Raw genomic sequence first — 19,135 nt, forward strand, 5'->3', positions numbered from 1 at the left:
CAGGTCGTCATCAGAATTCTCCCGGACTGAAAAGAAGCTGAAGTCGTCGCAATGCAGAAAAGATCGAAGTCGAACGTGTCAGTCGACTAAAATAAAATCACAGGTTGAATATACACAACAAACGCGCCTTGGGAAGCAAGTTGCGAGCGATTTGTAAGTTTCTCGAACTTCCAGCTTATGGTCGCGTGAGAGAGCGTGCAGGCTCCGATGCAGCGGCAAAGCCAAGCGCTGTAAGCGCTCTGGCCGCCTCCTCTTCGCGACCAGCCCATGGCAGCTTCACCGCGACACTGCGCGTAACCGGCTCGCCAAGAAAGCCGCCGAAATCGATCGGCCACAGACCATTCGGCACCGCCTCCACAGTGACGCCGCGCAGCCGCGTGCCAGCGCCGAGGGGCGACAGATCATCCGGTTGCAGCCGCCGCGCCGTCGATGCATCCCGGGGGTCTGTCAAACTGGCCAGCACCGGCATCAATTCGCCGGTGACCGGAACGGCGCCGGTCTGGCTGCTGACGTCGCGAAAGGCGATCTTGCGCCCCGCCGCCTGATAGGCGCGCATCGCCACGAAATTGGCGCCGTCGAAATCCGCGCTGCCCTTGTCGTCATGCAACATCAGCGCGGCGAGATTCCTGCCGCCGCCGAGATCGACGACCACGGCATCGCCCCGTGACGTCACCTTGCCGCCAGGCTGGTAGCCCCGATAGGGATGCACGGAGACGACATGCGAGGCCGACTTCACGCCGTCCGGCGTCTCGACCTCCATGGTCAGCCGATATTTGTGCGCGGGCCGGTTGATCCGGATCTGATCGCCGATCACCAGGGCAGCGAGCAGTCCGAGCGGACCGACCCATTTCAGCATGTTCATTATTATTGGCCTCCCCCATCGGCCATGCACGATCGCGACGGAGACGTCAAAGCGGCGATATGTCTTGATCCCCGATGCAATTGACGGAACAGTGAAAGTCCGATCGATGCAGAGGATCCACCGTGCCCGCAGAAGCCAATGTCCAGACGCGCAGCGACCTGACCTGGGCGATCACGGCGGGCGGCATCGCCACGGTGTCCTTTGCGATCCTCATAGGCTTCGCCTGGTACTTCTCGGGAACGCTATTCCTGATCTTCGCAGGCATTCTGCTCGGTGTAGCGCTCAATGCGCTGACGGAATTATTCGGGCGCTTCATGGGCGGCCCGCATCCCATGCGGCTCGTCATGATTTGCATCGTGCTCGCCGCGATGCTGGTGGGCGTGATGTATCTCGGCGGATCGACCATCGCCAATCAGGCCAAGACGCTGTCCGGCACCCTCAAGTCACAGGTCGTCAACGTAAAGACCTATCTCGAGCAGCACGGTGTCGACACCAGCTATTTCGATTTCAACAGCATCACGTCGGATCCGCCCGCCGAGCCCGGCACGTCGCCCGCCGCCTCAACGCCGAAGTCCAGCAGCGGCTTGCCGAGCGCCGGCACAATCGCATCATCAGGTGGGGCGATTGTCAGCCAGACGTTGAAGATCCTGCTCGGCACGGTCGGCGCGGTCGGCAACTTCTTCATCGTGCTGTTTCTGGGCCTGTCGTTTGCCGCACAGCCCAGCGTCTATCGCAAAGGGCTCTTGCACCTGACGCCGCGGAAACATCGCGGGCCGATGACGGTCATCGTCGATCGCATCAGCGACACGCTGCAGCGCTGGCTGATCGCGCAGATGCTCACCATGGTGGTGGTCGGCGCCATCACCTGGATCGGGCTGAAGCTGATCGGGATTCCCAGTGCCTTCATTCTCGGCGTTCAGGCCGGCCTGCTCGCCTTCATTCCCACCGTCGGCGCCCTGCTCGGCGGGTTGATCGTCGTGCTCGCCAGCCTCGCCTCGGGCTGGGTCGCCGCCGCGTCAGCCTTTGCGCTGTTCATGGGCGTGCATGCGCTGGAGAGCTACATCCTGACGCCAATCCTGCAGCGGCAGGCGCTGGACATTCCGCCGGCCACGCTGTTCGCGTTCCAGATTCTGCTCGGCGTGGTGTTCGGCGTCTGGGGCCTCGCACTGGCGCTGCCGGTGCTGGCGATCGTCAAGGTCGTCATCGACTTCATGCGCGAAGAGGACGAAGCCTCCGCGCAGGATAAGGCGATGGCGGCTTAACCTGATCCCTCATCCTGAGGAGCGCGCCGAAGGCGCGCGTCTCGAAGGATGGCCACAGGCTTCGAGCCAAGTCACCTCATGGTTCGAGACGGCGCTGAAGAAGCGCCTCCTCACCATGAGGGACTGAGTTTGGGTTATCCCTACGTCGTCAGCACAGTCTCAGTGTGCTCGACATAAGGCGGCGTTTCGAAATACGGGCCCACCAGCGCGCGCCATTCAGCGAAATCGGGCGAACCACGGAAATCGACGGTGTGGTTTTCGAGGGTTTCCCACTTGGCGACGAGACGGTAGCGCGACGGCATCTCGACCGACTTGTGCAGCTCGAAGCCCTTGCCGCCCTTGGCGCGGAGGAACAGCGGCTTCGCCTTGGCGACGGCCGCCTCGAAATCCTTCTCGGTGCCCGGCTTGACGTCGATCTGTGCGATTTCAGTAATCATGGTTTCCCGACCCTTTGTTTTACGGTCGGTGTCTTTACCGCAAAGTCGGGGTTCGGTGAAGGAGCCGCCGAAAAGTGATCAGGCGAACAGCAGAACCGTGCCGACGAGCATGACGCAGCAGCCGATGAAAGCGATGACCGGCAGTCTGCCGTGCTGCACGCCGTAGCGCCCCTGCGCACGACGTTCGGTGATCAGTGCGATCTCGTATTCGTCCGAGCTCGAAAACATGCAGGCAAAGCCGGCACGGGCCGAGGCAGCGGCCGTTTCAAGGGACATCAAAGCGGTATCGGAGGTCGAGTCAGGCAAGGTCATCATGCGATGACAGTAGGGATCGAATGGTAAACGGATCCTTTATCGCGCGCTGCTTGCCGTCATCGTGACCGCAGCCCGCACGACGCTCGGCTTCGCCGCCTGCCCGATCGCCGCAGCGCGGCGCCCCTGCTCCAGCGACAGCGGCTCTTCTTCCGCGGCCTGCACGCGGTTACGTCCGCTGCGCTTGGCCTGGTAGAGCGCAGTGTCCGCGGCAGCCAGCAGGACGTCGAGTTCAGTGCCGGCCGGTCCGCCGGCCACGCCGATACTCACGGTGGTTGCCACCGGCGCCTCGTCGACCTGAATGCCGCAGGTCGCAAACGCCTCGCGCACGCGCTCGGCCGCCTGCATTGCCTCGTCCAGGCTGCAGGGCAACATCGCCGCAAACTCCTCGCCGCCGATGCGGCCCGACAGGTCGGTGATCCGCAGCGTATGCGTGATGACCGTGGCGAATAGTTTCAACACCTCGTCGCCTGCGGGATGGCCGAAGCGATCATTGATCGACTTGAAGTGATCGATGTCGAAGATCATGACCGTGACCGGGCGGCCTGCTTTCGCCTCGCGCTCGATCATCCGCGCCGTCGCCTCGGAGAAGCCGCGGCGGTTGAACAGGCCGGTGAGCGGATCGCAGGACGCCGCGACCTTGTGCGCCGTGACCGCACGCTCGGACACCAGCATGAAGATCAGGAACACCGTGCCGACCGCATAGAGCACGAGCTCGACGGCAAAGGCCGTGACCCAGATGCTATTGCCGAAATTGCTGTGATCGCCATGCAGCAGATCGCCGAGCAGGATCGGCAGCATCAGGACGAAACCATGCAGCATCGGCACCAAAATGGTCGGCCACCGCCGTTGCACCGCCTTGCGACGCTCGTTCCACAATTCATGCGCCGTCAACATCGCATAAAGCGCGACGATGCCGGCGCCGATGGTCATGCGCAGCGACGCAGCCTCAGCCGGCAGGGTGAAGATGACAGCGATCCAGGCGATGGCGCCGAGAAACAGGCCGGCCCAGCTCGGCCTGCGGCCATGGAACACGCGCGCAGCGTTCCACACCATGCCGCAGGCCACGAAGCCCACGGCATTGAATGCCAGCGACAGCACGTCGCCCAGGAGCGACGCGGCAAGTGTCCACAATGCGACCGATACGGCGCCGAGCAGGTAAGCCAGCCCCCACCAGTTGAGGGCCGCGATCTTTTCCTGTCGTCCGAAGAACAGCAGCATCCCGCCCAACATCGCCGCAACCAGGGTTGCCACCAAATAGAGCGTGGAAGAATCGAGCGACATATTTGAGCACCGGCAATTGTTGCGAGATTTCCAAACCATCATGATTCGGACTGGCCTCTTCGCCATCATCGAACATACGAGTGTACCGATTGGAAATCCGTTTGCGTGCCTGCACAAGTTTTCACGAAAAACTGCATCAATCTGTCGGTATCCGGAATGTCCCGGAACGCAAAAAGGGCGCCCGAAGGCGCCCTTTTCAAAATTGTATTCACCGCATTTGCAGCAAATTTTATCGAAGCAGGAATTAGCGCTTCGAGAACTGGAAGGACTTGCGGGCTTTCGCCTTGCCGTACTTCTTGCGCTCGACGACACGCGAGTCGCGGGTCAGGAAGCCGCCCTTCTTGAGGACGCCGCGCAGATCCGGCTCGAAGCAGGTCAGAGCCTTGGAGATGCCGTGACGCACGGCACCGGCCTGGCCCGACAGACCGCCACCGGCAACGGTGCAGATCACGTCGTACTGGCCAGCGCGGGCTGCAGCGACCAGCGGCTGCTGGATGAGCATGCGCAGCACCGGACGAGCGAAGTACACTTCGACTTCACGGGTGTTGACGACAACCTTGCCGGCGCCCGGCTTGATCCAGACACGAGCGACAGCGTCCTTACGCTTGCCGGTCGCATAGGCGCGGCCCTGCTTGTCGACCTTCTTGACGTACTTCGGGGCATCCGGAGCGGACACCTTCAGCGACGCCAGCTGATCGAGAGACTGCATGGTATCCGACATTATGCGGCCCTCTTGTTCTTGCGGTTCAAAGCGCCGACATCGAATGCTTCCGGCTGCTGGGCCTCGTGCGGGTGCTCTGCACCGGCATAAACACGCAGATTGCCGAACTGGACGCGACCGAGCGGACCGCGCGGGATCATGCGCTCAACAGCCTTCTCGACAACGCGCTCCGGGAAACGACCTTCGAGGATCGACTTCGCAGTGCGCTCCTTGATGCCGCCGATGAAGCCGGTGTGGTGATAGTAGACCTTGTCTTCACGCTTGCGGCCGGTGAAAACCACCTTGTCCGCGTTGACGATGATGACATGGTCGCCGCAATCAACATGCGGGGTATAGGTCGGGAGGTGCTTGCCGCGCAGCCGCATTGCGACCAACGTGGCCAGCCGGCCCACCACGAGACCAGTGGCGTCGATGACGATCCACTTCTTCGTGATCTCGGCGGGCTTTGCCGAAAACGTCTTCATTGTGAATATCCATGAAAAGGGGATATCGGCGGTGATCCGCCGAACTGAGGCGTTTCTAGATAGACAACCGGATTCCGTCAATGCCAAATATGGCAGAATTCGCCTATTAAATCATGACGTTATAATTATGGTTCTATAATACCCTTCAAATTACCCAACGTTCGGAATGGAATAGGTCGACGTCACATGGGCGATCGGATCGGCGGAAGTGCCTGATAACAGGGTCACTTCGCCCACTGCGAGGCGTTTTCCGAGCTTCAGCAGCTTGGCGGCTGCCAGCACATCCTGCCCCGGCAGGCCCTTGCGCAGGAAATTGATGTTCAGGCTGGTGGTCACCGCGAGGCCGACCGGGCCGATCGCCGACAGCAGCACGACGTACATGGCAAAATCGGCCAGGGCCATCAGTGTCGGACCCGATACCGTGCCGCCCGGCCGCAGCATGCGTTCGCCATAGGTCTGGCGCAGCAGGCAAGTGGTACCATCAGCGCTTTCAATCGCGATATCGCCGGCGCCAAAGGCCTGCGGGAACTCGCGCTTCAGAAACGCCTCGAGTTCAGCCACGCTCATTTTCGCAGTCGCCATGTCTCTACCCTGCTCTCGCTTGTGCCGTCCTGTTACAATATGGTGACGGTCCTGCCCAGCGATGGAATCTCAAGTCATGGTTCAACCAGCACGCGCGGAAACAGCGCGGCCATCCATTCTTCTGCGTGAAACGGTCGGCAGCATCGGCGTGTTGACGCTGAATCGTCCGGCTGCCCGCAACAGCCTCTCCGAAGGACTGATCGGCGAATTGCACGCCGCCCTCGATGACATAGCCAGCGACAAGACCGTGCGCGCCGTGGTGATCGCCGCCAGCGGCCCGGTCTTCTCCGCCGGACATGACCTGAAAGAACTCACCGCGCGCCGCACTGATGCCGATCGCGGCCGCGCCTATTTCGCGCATATGATGACGATCTGCAGCGCCATGATGCAGGCCATCGTGCGGCTGCCAAAGCCGGTGATCGCCGCCGTGCAAGGCGTTGCTACTGCTGCAGGCTGCCAACTCGTGGCGAGCTGCGATCTCGCTATCGCCTCCGAACACGCAAAATTCGCGACGCCCGGCGTCGATATCGGCCTGTTCTGTTCGACGCCCATGGTGGCGCTATCGCGCAACGTGCCGCGCAAGCAGGCGATGGAAATGCTGCTCACCGGCGAGCCCATCTCCGCCACCCGCGCCCGCGAGATCGGCCTGATCAACCGCGTGGTACCTGCCGGCACCGAACGCGATGCAGCGATCGCGCTGGCAGAACAAGTGGCGCACAAGTCGGCGCATACGGTGAAGATCGGCAAGGAAGCTTTCTATCGCCAGGCCGAGATGAATCTCGCGGATGCCTATCGCTTCGCCGCTGAAGTGATGACCGAGAATATGATGGCCCGCGATGCCGAGGAAGGCATCGGCGCGTTCATCGCAAAGCGCGAGCCGAAGTGGGAAGACCGGTAATTGAAATGAACCACGACAGCTATAACGACGCCTATATCCGCGAGATCCTCAACACCGTCAAAACCGTTGCGATGGTCGGCGCCTCCCCGCAAAACGTGCGGCCGAGCTATTTCGTATTCAAGTATCTCGCCGAACGCGGCTACGATATGATCCCGATCAATCCGGGCCAGGTCGGCAAGAGCCTGCTGGGCAAGCCTTTCGTCGCCTCGCTGCAGGAGATCGGTCGCCCGATCGACATGATTGACATCTTCCGCAGCGCCGACCATGTCATGCCGATCGTCGAACTCGCACTGACGCTCAATCCGCTGCCCAAGGTGGTCTGGATGCAGCTTGGCGTGCGCCATGACGAGGCCGCCGCCAAGCTTGAAGCCGCAGGCATCAAGGTGGTGATGAACCGCTGCCCCAAGATCGAATATGGCCGGCTGTCGTCGGAGATCCAGTGGATGGGTGTCAATTCGCGCACGCTCAGCTCCAAGCGCGCGCCGATCCCGACCCAGGGCATGCGGCTGTCGCTGAATCGCAGCAGCCTTGGCGGTGGTAGCACCGCTGCGGCCGATCGCGTTGCGCAGCAAAATAACAAGGACAAGAACGACACCGCCTGACGGTGCGTTTCGCGATTTTATTTCCTTTGAAATGACACAGCGCAGCACGACTGTTGCGAAGTCAGGGCAAAATGCCGCCTCGCCTTGACGGCAGCGCTGCGCCCGATCAGGTTGGCGCCAACAAACCGCTATTCGACAGGGAGTGATGATGAACGATCGTATTCCAGGCTTCGGCACCCTCGCCGTCCATGCCGGCGCGCAGCCCGACCCGACCACCGGTGCCCGCGCGACGCCGATCTATCAGACCACTTCGTTCGTCTTCAACGATGCGGATCACGCCGCCTCGTTGTTCGGCCTGCAATCCTTCGGTAACATCTATACGCGCATCACCAACCCGACCACCGCCGTGCTCGAGGAACGCGTTGCTGCGCTGGAAGGCGGCACGGCCGCCCTCGCCGTCGCGTCCGGCCACGCCGCGCAGCTCGTGGTGTTTCAGCAGCTGCTGCAGCCCGGCGACGAATTCATTGCCTCGCGCAAACTCTATGGCGGTTCGATCAACCAGTTCAGCCACGCCTTCAAGAGCTTTGGCTGGAACGTGGTGTGGGCCGATCCCGATGACGTCCCCTCGTTCGAGCGCGCGGTGACCGACAAGACCAAGGCGATCTTCATCGAGTCCATCGCCAATCCTGCCGGCTCGATCACCGATATCGAGGCGGTCGCGGCCGTGGCGCGCAAGGCCGGCGTTCCGTTGATCGTCGACAACACACTGGCGACGCCCTATTTGATCAAGCCGATCGACCACGGCGCCGACATCGTCGTGCATTCGCTGACCAAGTTTCTCGGCGGCCACGGCAACTCGCTCGGCGGCATCATCGTGGACGCGGGCACCTTCGACTGGTCGAAAGGCAACAAATATCCGGTGCTGTCAGAGCCGCGCCCGGAATATCATGGCATCAAGCTGCAGGAGACCTTCGGTAACTTCGCTTTCGCCATCGCCTGCCGCGTACTCGGCCTGCGCGATCTCGGCCCGGCACTGTCGCCGTTCAACGCATTCCTGATCCAGACCGGTATCGAAACGCTGCCGCTGCGCATGCAGCGCCACAGCGACAACGCCAAGGCGGTCGCCGAATGGCTGTCGGCACATCCGAAAGTGGCGGCGGTAAATTATTCTGGATTGTCGGATAATCGCTATCACACCCTCGCCCGCAAATATGCGCCGAAGGGCGCGGGCGCCGTGTTCACCTTCAGTCTGAAGGGCGGCTACGACGCCGGCGTCAGCCTGGTGTCGAACCTGAAGCTGTTCTCGCATCTTGCCAATGTCGGCGACACCCGCTCGCTGGTGATCCACCCGGCCTCGACCACCCACAGCCAGCTCGACGACGAAGCCAAGACGCGCTCCGGCGCCGGGCCCGACGTTGTCAGGCTGTCTGTCGGTATCGAGGACAAGGAAGATCTGATCGCGGATCTCGAACAGGCGCTGAACGCGTAAGCCGAACTGCGATGCGCGTCACGCTTTAGCGCGCATCGCTTTCGCTTCGCGGATCAAGCGGGCATTACGCTGGAACACCGAATAGGTCGCCAGCGCGAACAGCACCACCAGCAGCTGGATCGACAGCGCTTCCAGCGTCGGATTGAAACCGATCGCCGTCAGGAATGCGCTGCCCGGCGCGTCGGTGACCCCGATCATCGCCTGTTCCTGGAATTCCTGGATCGCCTCGCCGATGAACTTGATGCCCATCACGAACAGGAAGGCCGAGGTGATGATGAACAGCGGCCGCAGCGGGATGCGCTGAGCAATCATATTGATGAAATAGAACAGCACGACCAGACCGGCGGTCGCAGCCGCCAGACCGCCGAACAGTCCGACGCTCCAGCCGCCTTCGGTGGTCGCGAGCGCGTTGATGAACAGTACCGTCTCGGCGCCCTCACGAAACACCGCGAGAAATGCCAGCATCGCGACGGCGAGACCGGTATCCTGCGCCAGCGCCTGATCCGCCTTCGCCGCTAGATATTCCTGCCAGCCGCGCGGGTCCTGCTTCACCATCAGCCAGCCGCTGACATAAAGCATCAGGCCCGCCGCAAACAGGATGACGATGGCTTCAAAGACATCACTGTGATCGCCGGAATTGAACACCGCAAAGGTCCAGGCCGCGATCAGGCTGGCGAGGATCGCCGCCAGCGCGCCCAGATAGAGCGCGGTCACGCGATGGCCGCCGCCGGATTTCCTGAGATAGCCCGCCAGCGCCGCGATCACGAGCATGGCCTCGAGACCCTCGCGCAGCAGAATGACGGCAGCCTGAATGAATGCGGAGGACATGACCCGATCCCGTGTGGTGGTGCGTCGTATCTATTGCGCGGTGCGCATGAGCGAAAGCCGCACAGCCACACGACTGCGTCAACTCCGTTACAATCGTTCTAGTCGGTAACGCGCAACAGCTAGGCGGCCTTGCCGACCGCGAGGTCGAGCTGACGTTCCGTCAACACCGCCCCGCGCGGCTTCATCCGCTCCACCTGCAGGATCGCCAGCGTCAGCACCACGATCGCCACCGCCTGATGGGTCAGCGCCAGATCGATCGGCACCTGATGCAGCAGCGTGAGAATGCCGAGCGCGGCCTGCACCGCGATCGATGCCGCCAGCCACAGCGCGCCGTTGACAACCGGTGCCCCTGCCCGCGCGCGGATCGCATCGATCACATGCCAGATCGCGAGTGCGAACAACACATAGGCAGTCATGCGATGCTGGAACTGAACCGTCAGCGTGTTGTCGAACATGTTGCGCCACCACGGGTCCTCAAAGAACAGCCGTGACGCAGACGGGATCAGTGCGCCGTCGATCTCCGGCCAGGTATTGAACACGCGGCCCGCACGAAGCCCCGCGACCAGCGCACCGAAATAGAGCTGCAGGAAGGTCAGCGCCAACAACGCCCAGCTCGTCACGCGCAGGCGGCCTGCTGCCAGCACCGGCGCACGGTCGCTCAGGCGACGCAGCGTCCAGACGATGGCGGCGAAGATGATCAGCGCCAGCATCAGATGCGCCGCCAGCCGATATTGCGAGACTTCCACGCGCTTGGTCAGGCCCGATGCCACCATCCACCAGCCCACCGCGCCCTGCAGGCCGCCGAGGCCGAAGATCACCCACAGCCGCTTCTTCAATTCGGACGTCAGCACGCCGCGCCACAGGAACCAGAGGAATGGCAGCAGGAACACCACGCCGATGACACGGCCGAGCAGACGATGGCTCCATTCCCACCAGAAGATGGTCTTGAACTCATGGAGCGTCATGCCGCTATTCAGTTCGCGATATTGCGGGATCTGCTTGTAGGCCTCGAAGGCCGCGATCCAGTGCGATTCATCTAGCGGCGGAATGGCGCCGGTCACCGGCTTCCATTCGACGATCGACAGGCCGGACTCGGTGAGCCGCGTCGCGCCGCCGACCAGCACCATCGCCACGATCATCGCGGCGACGGCAATCAGCCACCAGCGCACCGGGCGTAATTCCTTGGAGCGGGTTTGGGACGAAGCAGTCATCGCAGGGGTCTCGGGAATAGCCGCAAAATCAGCGACAAAATCAGCGCCTTGAATGAAATTTCGAGCCCCTTATAGTCCGCCCGCGAAGGCCTGCAAAGTTGGGCACTTTGCCTACCCCGATCTCAAGCCGACTTTGGACCGCACATTTCCGTCATGACCATCCGCACCCGCAAATTCTTCGGAACCATCTTTCTGCTGATCCTCGTGGTGGTGTGGTCGCTGCTCGGCATGACCATCGCGCAGACCCCCTGGCTGGCCAATAACGGCTGGCTGCAGGCAGCCTTCTATGTCATCGCCGGCCTCGGCTGGGTGCTCCCGGCGATGCCGATCATCAGCTGGATGGGCAAGGCCGATCCTGTGGATCCCGAGGTCGGCTAGCGCTGCGCGCCCGCACCAAGCATCACGCCGGATACCATCACCCGCAAGGCACGCAACGATTGTCGGCGGCCGTCCCAGGCCAGCCGCGGCAGCGCATGTAGATCCGATCCACCATTGGCCTCGATGACACCGGGCAGCGAGGTCACGGCGCTGGCAAACCCTGCCTGCGCCACCATCGCGACGTGCCGCTTGTCGAACGAGGCTTTATCGCCGAACGGATAGGCGAAATGTCGTGGCTCATAGGGCAGCGCAGCCTGCGCCACGGCCCGTCCCATGGCGATCTCGCGCGATGCCGCGCTATCGCCGAGATTGGCGAGCGCAGGATAGTTGACCGTACTGCTGCCGATGGTCGCCCGCGGATTCCCCGCAAACGTGGCCACATCGTCCCAATGCACCGCCGCATGACGCGACAGCGTCGCAAGATCGACCGAATAGCGTTTGCAGAGATCGTCCGCCGCAACGGCCAGTTCGTGCGGCGGGAGTGTTCGCAGCCAGCTATCGAGATAGTAATAGGCGCGATATTTGTCGGCAGTCGTGGCGGTTTCGAAATGCCGCTGCCGGTGATCGATGATCAGGCTGATGCGATCATGCGTTGCGATTGCCTGCTCCAGCGCCAGCCACCACATGGCGCCAAGCCCGTCGGCAAAGGCGCTTGGCAGATGGAGTGTGAACGGCACCTCATGCGCCGCCAGCAGCGGATAGGCGAAATCGACGAAGTCGCGGGTGCCGCCATCGAAGGTCAGCGCAACGAAGCGCCGTCCCTCGCGCGGCGCACTGGCGCGGCGACACACCTCGTCCATGCCGACGATATCGACGGGCCAGCGCTTCAGCGCGCGAATGGCACGGTCGAGAAACCGCGGTGTGATCTCGTGGGATCGCAGCGGCTGGAAGGCGTCCTGCCGCGGCGGTCGCACGCGTTCGAATTTGAGAATGATACCGGCGTCGCCATATGCGCGTTCCAGCAGACGATGCGCACCACTGAGATAAGTCAGTTCGAAGGCAAGTGCCGCGCCCCAACCGGTCTTGTATGACACCGCAGATTCCCCCAAGCGGCGTCATGCCTCTCGCCAGTCGGCTATTGTCATTACTGTTTGTTGACATTTCTTTGCAAAGGTCGCCCCAAACCTAAAAATCTAACCAAAATCTGAAACAGGCTCGCGATGACCATGGCTGCTGTGATGGAAACACCTGTGGCGATGGCAACTGCGAGCCGCATCGCACGCGTCGATGTAATCAGCGATTTCAGCGCTGCCGAAGCTATCTGGCGCAGCCTTGAGACGTCCGAACAGCTCTCCACGCCCTATCAGCGCTTCGACTTCCAGTCGGCCTGGCAGACCCATATTGGCGTCCAGGAAGGCCTGAAGCCCTTCATCATCATCGCCTATGACGCCGCACATCAGCCGCTGATGTTGTTGCCGCTCGCCGTCAGCCGCGAAAACGGCATGCGCGTCGCCGGCTATCTCGGCGGCAAGCACGTCACCTTCAACATGCCGCTGTTCCGGCGCGACTTCGCGGCGCAGGCGACAAAGGCCGATATCGACGCGCTGCTGCACGGCATCCAGCAGCACAGCGAAACCGTCGACGTCCTCGCGCTGGTCCGTCAGCCCAAAAGCTGGATCGGCATCGCCAACCCCCTCGCGCTGCTGCCGAGCCAGGCCTCGACCAATGATTGTCCGGTGCTGAAGATGGTGCCCGGCGAAGCCGCGACAGATCGCATCAGCAATTCGTTCCGCAAGCGCCTCAAGACCAAGGAAGGCAAGTACCGAAATCTTGCCGGCTATCGCTACATGCACGCGAAGACGGAGGGCGAGGTCACACGCGTGCTCGACGCCTTCTTCGCCATCAAGCCGCTGCGCATGGCCGAACAGAACCTGCCCAACGTGTTCGCCGAGCCCGGCGTCGAAGCCTTCATCCGCCAGGCCTGTACGACGCCGCGGGCGGATGGCCACACCATCGATATCCACGCGCTGGTCTGCGACGAGGAAGTGATCGCGATGTTCGCCGGCGTCGCCGACGACAACCGCTTCTCGATGATGTTCAACACCTACACCATGTCGGAGAATGCCAAATACAGCCCCGGCCTGATCCTGATGCGCACCATCATCGATGCCTATGCCGAGCACGGCGTGACCTCGCTGGATCTCGGCATTGGCGGCGACGACTACAAGCGGATGTTCTGCAAGGATGATGAGCCGATCTTCGACAGTTTCGTGCCGCTCACCACGCGCGGCAAGCTCGGCGCCATGGGCCTGTCATCCTTCGCCCATGCCAAGCGGCTGGTGAAACAGACCCCGGCCCTGCTGCAGATGGCGCAAATGCTGCGGCACGCGTTTCAGCGCTGAACATCCGGAATACAATTCGTAGTTGAAACTCGTCATACCCTGGCAAAGCGCGAAGCGCGGCTTCGCTGGACGTCCCGGGCATCCACGTCTTAGTCACATGAAGAAAGTCGTGGATGGCCGGGACAAGCCCGGCCATGACGGCGACTAACCTACGCCGCAAACACGCGGCCGCCCGGCCCGACCGGATCGTTGGCCGGCGGCGGTGAGCGCAACATCTTCACATCGGCGAAGCCCACGGCCTTGAGCTGTTCGGCCATCAGCTCGCGCGCATCCATGCTCATGGTCACTTCCGGCACCACCACGGCGCGGGCCTGATCGGTCAGAAGTCCCGCCGGCAGATCGGCCGCGGTGCCGGCATCCAGCAGCACGTGGTCGTAGACGCGCAGCAGCGCATCGAGCGCCATGGTCAGGCGCGGCGACTGCAACAGCGAGCGATCGGCGCCGGCGCGGCCGGCGGCGACCATATGCAGGCCCGACATCCGGTCCTTGGTGATGACCTGACCGAACGACGCCTCGCCCAGCATCAGCTCCGCCAGTCCGGGCGCGCGCGGATCGTTCGATACGGCTTCCAGCGTCGGCGACGACGAGGCCAGGTCCACCAGCACCACTTTCGCATCGCGCGACAGGATGCGCGACAGCGTCAGCGCGGTGAGCGCGATGTTGTCGTTGTGGCCGGTGCCGAGGATCGTGATCTTGCGCGCCGATTTGCCAGCCGCACGGAATTCCTGGGCAAGCTGTTCGATTTCGCTGACGCCAGCGGCCAGTTCGGGATGGGTATCGCGCACCACGGGCTGCGGCACGGCAACAGGAGCCGGCTCAGGCACGATGCCCGGCGCAACGACAGTTTCCGGCTCACGCACGGCAGCAGGCACCTTATCCACGAACGGCTTGAACGCCGGCTCGGTGACGCGGGCCTGCGCGACCGGCACCATCGGCGCAGCGCCGCGCGGCGCGGTCATGCGCAGCAGCTCGCTGGTGACGATGCCGCCCGCCGTGAGCATCAGCGTCGCTAGCGTCGCGATCAGCACGATCGGGAGCTTCTTCGGATAGGCCGGCGTATTGGACACGATGGCGCGGGAGATGATGCGACCATCGGTCGGTGCCGCCTCGATATTCTCACGGGTGGACGCTTCGCGGTATTTCGCCAGATAGGATTCGAGCAGATCGCGCTGCGCCCTCGCCTCACGCTCCAGCGCCCGTAACTGCACATCCTGGCCGTTGCTGGACGTTGCCTGACGCTTCAGCTGTTCGAGATTGTTGGTGAGGCCATCGACGCGGCCGCTGGCAATGCGCGCATCGTTCTCGAAGATGCGCGACAGTTTGGCGGCTTCGTCGCGCAATTGCTTGTCGAGATCGCCGAGCTGCGCCCGCAGCTCCTTGATGCGCGGATGCGCGTCGAGCAGCGTCGAGGACTGTTCGGCGAGCTGCGCACGCAGCGTCACGCGCTGCTCGGACAGCCGGCGGATCAGGTCGGAATTCAGCACTTCCGAGAATTCGATCGGCTTGCCGGTTTGCAGCATATCCTTGATGAGCCGCGCCTTGGATTCAGCGTCGGACTTCAACGAGCGCGCATTGTTGAGCTGGCTGTTGATCTCGCCGAGCTGCTGGTTCGAGAGCGACGTATTGTTGGTGCCGATGAACAGGCTGGACTTGGAGCGGAATTCCTCCGCGCGCGCTTCTGCCTCGACGACCTTCTTGCGCAGGTCATCGATCTCACCGGACAGCCATTGCCCGGCCGATCGCGCCTGGTTCTGCCGCGCATTCTGCTGCATCACCAGATAACCGTCGGCGATGGAATTGGCGACGCGCGCGGCGAGTTCGGGATCGCGCGACTGGAATTCGACGACCATGACGCGCGACTTGTCGACCGCATAGGCCGTCAACCGCTCGTAATAGGCATCGAGCACGCGCTCTTCAGGCGTCATCGAGAACGGATCGCGGCCAATGCCCATCAGGCCGAGCAGCGACCGCCATGGCTGCGCGCCCTGCAACACCGGATCGAACTCCGGGCGCTCCGCGAGCTTGTTCTTCTTGATGATCTCCCGGGCGAGATCGCGCGACAGCAACAGCTGCACCTGGCTGGTCACGGCTTCCGCGTCGAGAGAGGTGCGCTCTTCGTTGCGCTCGCCGCTTGGCCGCAGGAAAACGTTTTCACGCCCGTCGATCAAAATGCGCGCTTCCGACTTGAAGCGCGGCGTGATCATGTTGACGATGACGAGCGAGCCGACAAGCGCCAGCAGCGTCGGGACGAGAATCCACGTCTTGCGGCGGACGAGCGCCTGCCACAGCGCGCGCAGATCGAGGTCGCCGAGATCGGGCGCCGGCGCAGCGATCACACGCTCTGCTTTCTTCTCCGGATTTTTGCGAGAAACCGGGTTTGGCATGGTTGGCGCCTTGATGGCCCGTTCGACCGACGCATCGCCCTTGCCTGCACGCCAGAATGCCAAACGCATCGCTTACCCCACCCAAACGCCACTGCGTCTACTCAACGGAATCGATTAAAGACGATTAAGGTTGCCGCGCGGTTAATTGGCAGGTTGATATCGGGACGTTGCAGCGGAAGCCTGAATCCACACGGTTTTTTAACGACGAAGGCTCTTATTGGATTCAATTGCTTCAGGGATTTTCCGATGTGCGTTCCAGCTCCCGGCGACGCCCTCCTCGTCAGCGAATGCCGATTCTGATCATGAGCGCACCTTCGGACAAGCCGCTTCGCATCCTGCACGCTGTCCGCGCGCCGGTCGGCGGCATCTTTCGCCACATCATCGATGTCGCCAACGGCCAGGCCGATCGCGGCCATGAAGTCGGCATCGTCGCCGACAGTCTGACCGGCGGTGACCGCGCCCGCGATGCACTGGCCGAGATCGCACCACGCCTGAAACTGGGCACCTATCGCCTGCCGATCCACCGCGAGCCACATCCGGGCGACGTTCTGGTCTGGATGCAGTTCATGCGCCTCGTCAGCCGGCTGAAACCAGACGTGCTGCATGGCCACGGCGCCAAGGCCGGCGCCTTCGTGCGCCTGAAGGCAAAGTCGAACAGCGTCATCCGCATCTACACGCCGCATGGCGGTTCGCTGCATTATCCGCAAAATACGGCGAAAGGCGCCTTCTACAGCCGCCTCGAACGCGCGCTGATGAACCGCACCGAACTGTTCCTGTTCGAGAGCGCATTCGCCCGCGACACCTATCAGCGCATGATCGGCACACCGTCAGGCCTCGTGAAATGCGTGTTCAACGGCGTAACATCTGGCGAATTCGACCCCGTCGAGCCCGCCGATGACGCCACCGATATCTGCTATGTCGGCGAGTTCCGCCGTATCAAGGGCGCGGATCTGCTGGTCGATGCGGTGGCGCGTTTGCGCGCCGACGGCCAGCCCGTCACCTTGACGCTGGGCGGCGACGGCGAAGAGACCAACGCATTGAAGGCGCAGATTGCGCGCCTCGGTCTCACCGACGCCGTACGCTTCATCGGTCACGTCAAACCGCGTTACGGGTTCTCGAAAGGACGCCTGCTGGTGGTTCCATCGCGCGGCGACTCGATGCCCTATGTCGTGATCGAGGCCGCCGCCGCGGGCATTCCGATGATCGCCGCCAATGTGGGCGGCATTCCGGAAATCTTCGGATCGCACACCTCGGCCTTGTTCCAGTCGAACAATGTCGACGCCATGGCCACCGCGATCAAAACTGCTCTCGATGACATCGCCGCTGCGCGCGCACGTGCACAATTGCTCCGTGAGCGCATCGCGGAACATTTCTCGCAGGACGCGATGGTCGAGGGCGTCATCGAAGGCTATCGCAGCGCATTTGCGAAACGTTAACTCTCCTTAACCTGTAACCAAATCTTCCGATTTGTCCGGTAATTCTCACGAAAAGCGGTAGGCTTGACGTGCGACATCGCATGCCAGCGCAACAACGGACATTTCACCTTGGACCCGATCAACGCACGCTCAATGATCGACGCGGCCGCGACGGACGCGCCCGGCGAACGCCGGTTCGAACGTCGTCGCAGACTGACGCCCGCGGCGCTCGCCGTCGCCGATCAGAAGGTGCGCGCCGCCTACTCACCCGTCGTCATCACGGGCGTCGTGCGCGTCGTGGATTTCCTGATGCTCAGCATCATCGGCATCGCGCTCAACCTGCTCTATGTTGCGCCAGAAGCTGGCTTCAGATGGGAATACTTCGCCGCGATCGTCGCGATGGCGGCTGCTGCCGTGGTGTGTTTCCAGTCTGCCGACATCTATCAGGTGCAGGTCTTCCGCGGCCACATCAAGCAGCTCACGCGCATGATGTCGGCATGGGCCTTCGTGTTCCTGCTGTTCATCGGCGTCTCGTTCTTCGCCAAGGTCGGCGGCGCGGTGTCGCGTGTCTGGCTGTCCTCGTTCTTCTTCGTCGGTCTCGTCGCCCTGATTGCGGAACGCGCGGTCGTGCGTGCGCTGATCAAACGCTGGGCGCATCAGGGGCGGCTCGATCGCCGCACCATCATCGTCGGCGCCGATTCCAATGGCGAGACGCTGATCAGGGACCTCAATGCCCAGGAAGATTCCGACATCCAGATCCTTGGCGTGTTCGACGACCGCAACGACAAGCGCTCGATGGACACGATCTCCGGCGCGCCGAAACTTGGCAAGGTCGATGACATCATCGAATTCGCGCGGCGCACCCGCGTCGATCTCGTGCTGTTCGCGCTGCCGATTTCGGCCGAGACGCGCATTCTGGAAATGCTGAAGAAGCTGTGGGTGCTGCCGGTGGATATCCGTCTGTCGGCGCATACCAACAAGCTGCGCTTTCGCCCGCGCTCCTACTCCTATCTCGGCAAGGTGCCGACCCTCGACGTGTTCGAGGCGCCGATCACCGACTGGGATCTGGTGATGAAGTGGCTGTTCGACCATATCGTCGGCGGCCTGATCCTGATCGCCGCACTGCCCTTCATGGCGCTGGTGGCCATCGCCATCAAGCTCGACAGCCCCGGCCCGGTGCTGTTCCGGCAGAAGCGCTTCGGCTTCAACAACGAGCGCATCGACGTGTTCAAGTTCCGCTCGCTGTATCACGACCAGGCTGACCCGCTGGCCAAGACCGTCGTGACCAAGGGCGACAAGCGCGTCACCCGCGTTGGCCGGTTCATCCGCAAATCCTCGATCGACGAATTGCCGCAGCTCTTCAACGTGGTGTTCAAGAACAACCTGTCGCTGGTCGGCCCGCGTCCCCACGCCGTTCAGCAGAGGGTGCAGAGCCAGCTGCTGGACGAGGCCGTCGACGGCTATTTCGCTCGCCACCGCGTCAAGCCCGGCATCACCGGCTGGGCGCAGGTCAATGGCTGGCGCGGCGAAGTCGACAGCGAGGAGAAACTGCAGAAGCGCGTCGAGTTCGACCTCTACTACATCGAGAACTGGTCAGTGCTGTTCGACGTCTACATCATGCTGAAAACGCCGGTTTCAATGCTGACGAAGAACGAGAACGCGTATTGAGGCAGGCCTCAGCCTCTACCCTACACCACTCGTCAACCCTGCCTGCGTAGAGTGAT

The 19,135-nt window shown here is 62.4% G+C and carries 19 protein-coding genes; 8 read left to right on the forward strand and 11 right to left on the reverse strand.

Going from position 1 to position 19,135, the window contains the following annotated elements; all coding sequences use genetic code 11:
- Positions 1-175: 175 nt before the first annotated feature.
- Positions 176-862: a hypothetical protein gene (locus tag LPB73_RS13290; protein WP_231080822.1), complete on the reverse strand. Its 687-nt coding sequence runs from the start codon at positions 860-862 to the stop codon at positions 176-178.
- 122 nt (positions 863-984) lie between these two features.
- Between LPB73_RS13290 and LPB73_RS13295 the strand changes: the two genes are divergently transcribed.
- Complete coding sequence (locus LPB73_RS13295) at positions 985-2,124, forward strand: AI-2E family transporter (RefSeq protein WP_231080823.1); 1,140 nt, start codon at positions 985-987, stop codon at positions 2,122-2,124.
- A gap of 140 nt (positions 2,125-2,264) precedes the next feature.
- Here the strand turns inward: LPB73_RS13295 and LPB73_RS13300 are convergent, their stop codons facing one another.
- From LPB73_RS13300 to LPB73_RS13325, 6 genes are all read right to left on the reverse strand, one after another.
- Entirely contained in the window at positions 2,265-2,561 is a 297-nt protein-coding gene (locus tag LPB73_RS13300; protein WP_092142187.1) for an antibiotic biosynthesis monooxygenase family protein, read from the reverse strand.
- 78 nt (positions 2,562-2,639) lie between these two features.
- Positions 2,640-2,837 carry a hypothetical protein gene (locus tag LPB73_RS13305; protein ID WP_231080824.1) on the reverse strand — a complete coding sequence of 66 codons (198 nt, stop codon included), beginning with the start codon at positions 2,835-2,837 and terminating at the stop codon, positions 2,640-2,642.
- Between the two features lie 75 nt (positions 2,838-2,912).
- Positions 2,913-4,157 (reverse strand): GGDEF domain-containing protein, encoded by a 1,245-nt coding sequence (locus tag LPB73_RS13310; protein ID WP_231080825.1) that lies wholly within the window; start codon positions 4,155-4,157, stop codon positions 2,913-2,915.
- Between the two features lie 244 nt (positions 4,158-4,401).
- Positions 4,402-4,878, reverse strand: a complete 477-nt coding sequence (gene rpsI, locus LPB73_RS13315) for a 30S ribosomal protein S9 (RefSeq protein WP_089264585.1) — start codon at positions 4,876-4,878, stop codon at positions 4,402-4,404.
- Positions 4,878-5,342, reverse strand: coding sequence for a 50S ribosomal protein L13 (rplM, locus tag LPB73_RS13320; protein ID WP_068730918.1), 465 nt, complete (start codon positions 5,340-5,342; stop codon positions 4,878-4,880). The genes rpsI and rplM overlap by 1 nt, the downstream gene beginning before the upstream one ends.
- Before the next feature lie 150 nt (positions 5,343-5,492).
- The gene (locus LPB73_RS13325; RefSeq protein ID WP_068730919.1) at positions 5,493-5,924 is read right to left on the reverse strand and encodes a PaaI family thioesterase; all 432 of its coding nucleotides are present in this window, start codon (positions 5,922-5,924) and stop codon (positions 5,493-5,495) included.
- 76 nt (positions 5,925-6,000) lie between these two features.
- Here LPB73_RS13325 and LPB73_RS13330 point away from each other — a divergent pair, with 76 nt between their 5' ends.
- The 3 genes from LPB73_RS13330 (at position 6,001) to LPB73_RS13340 (ending at position 8,853) form a co-directional block, all read left to right on the forward strand.
- Positions 6,001-6,822, forward strand: coding sequence for an enoyl-CoA hydratase (locus LPB73_RS13330; RefSeq protein ID WP_231080826.1), 822 nt, complete (start codon positions 6,001-6,003; stop codon positions 6,820-6,822).
- Positions 6,823-6,827: 5 nt separating this feature from the next.
- Entirely contained in the window at positions 6,828-7,424 is a 597-nt protein-coding gene (locus tag LPB73_RS13335) for a CoA-binding protein (RefSeq protein WP_231080828.1), read from the forward strand.
- A gap of 148 nt (positions 7,425-7,572) precedes the next feature.
- The gene (locus LPB73_RS13340; protein ID WP_068730964.1) at positions 7,573-8,853 is read left to right on the forward strand and encodes an O-acetylhomoserine aminocarboxypropyltransferase; all 1,281 of its coding nucleotides are present in this window, start codon (positions 7,573-7,575) and stop codon (positions 8,851-8,853) included.
- A gap of 18 nt (positions 8,854-8,871) precedes the next feature.
- Here LPB73_RS13340 and LPB73_RS13345 read toward each other — a convergent pair whose 3' ends face one another.
- Positions 8,872-9,681, reverse strand: coding sequence for an FTR1 family iron permease (locus LPB73_RS13345; protein ID WP_231080829.1), 810 nt, complete (start codon positions 9,679-9,681; stop codon positions 8,872-8,874).
- Between the two features lie 119 nt (positions 9,682-9,800).
- On the reverse strand, positions 9,801-10,892 hold the full coding sequence (locus tag LPB73_RS13350) for a COX15/CtaA family protein (protein ID WP_231080830.1): 1,092 nt from the start codon (positions 10,890-10,892) through the stop codon (positions 9,801-9,803).
- A 153-nt stretch (positions 10,893-11,045) separates the two neighbouring features.
- Between LPB73_RS13350 and LPB73_RS13355 the strand changes: the two genes are divergently transcribed.
- Positions 11,046-11,270, forward strand: a complete 225-nt coding sequence (locus LPB73_RS13355; RefSeq protein ID WP_175367111.1) for a DUF2842 domain-containing protein — start codon at positions 11,046-11,048, stop codon at positions 11,268-11,270.
- Here LPB73_RS13355 and LPB73_RS13360 read toward each other — a convergent pair.
- On the reverse strand, positions 11,267-12,304 hold the full coding sequence (locus tag LPB73_RS13360; RefSeq protein WP_231080831.1) for a polysaccharide deacetylase family protein: 1,038 nt from the start codon (positions 12,302-12,304) through the stop codon (positions 11,267-11,269). The two genes, LPB73_RS13355 and LPB73_RS13360, sit on opposite strands and share 4 nt — an antisense overlap.
- 126 nt (positions 12,305-12,430) lie before the next feature.
- On the opposite strand from LPB73_RS13360, the gene LPB73_RS13365 reads away from it, so the two are divergent.
- Positions 12,431-13,612, forward strand: a complete 1,182-nt coding sequence (locus LPB73_RS13365) for a GNAT family N-acetyltransferase (RefSeq protein WP_231080832.1) — start codon at positions 12,431-12,433, stop codon at positions 13,610-13,612.
- 149 nt (positions 13,613-13,761) lie between these two features.
- Here LPB73_RS13365 and LPB73_RS13370 read toward each other — a convergent pair whose 3' ends face one another.
- A complete protein-coding gene (locus tag LPB73_RS13370; RefSeq protein WP_231080833.1) occupies positions 13,762-16,065 on the reverse strand; it encodes a GumC family protein in 2,304 nt (767 codons plus the stop codon).
- 233 nt (positions 16,066-16,298) lie between these two features.
- On the opposite strand from LPB73_RS13370, the gene LPB73_RS13375 reads away from it, so the two are divergent.
- Positions 16,299-17,432, forward strand: a complete 1,134-nt coding sequence (locus LPB73_RS13375; protein ID WP_231080835.1) for a glycosyltransferase family 4 protein — start codon at positions 16,299-16,301, stop codon at positions 17,430-17,432.
- A gap of 108 nt (positions 17,433-17,540) precedes the next feature.
- Complete coding sequence (locus LPB73_RS13380) at positions 17,541-19,079, forward strand: undecaprenyl-phosphate glucose phosphotransferase (RefSeq protein WP_068730966.1); 1,539 nt, start codon at positions 17,541-17,543, stop codon at positions 19,077-19,079.
- Positions 19,080-19,135: the final 56 nt, after the last annotated feature.

The organism is Tardiphaga sp. 37S4 (assembly GCF_021044645.1).
Classification (GTDB): Bacteria; Pseudomonadota; Alphaproteobacteria; order Rhizobiales; family Xanthobacteraceae; genus Tardiphaga; species Tardiphaga robiniae.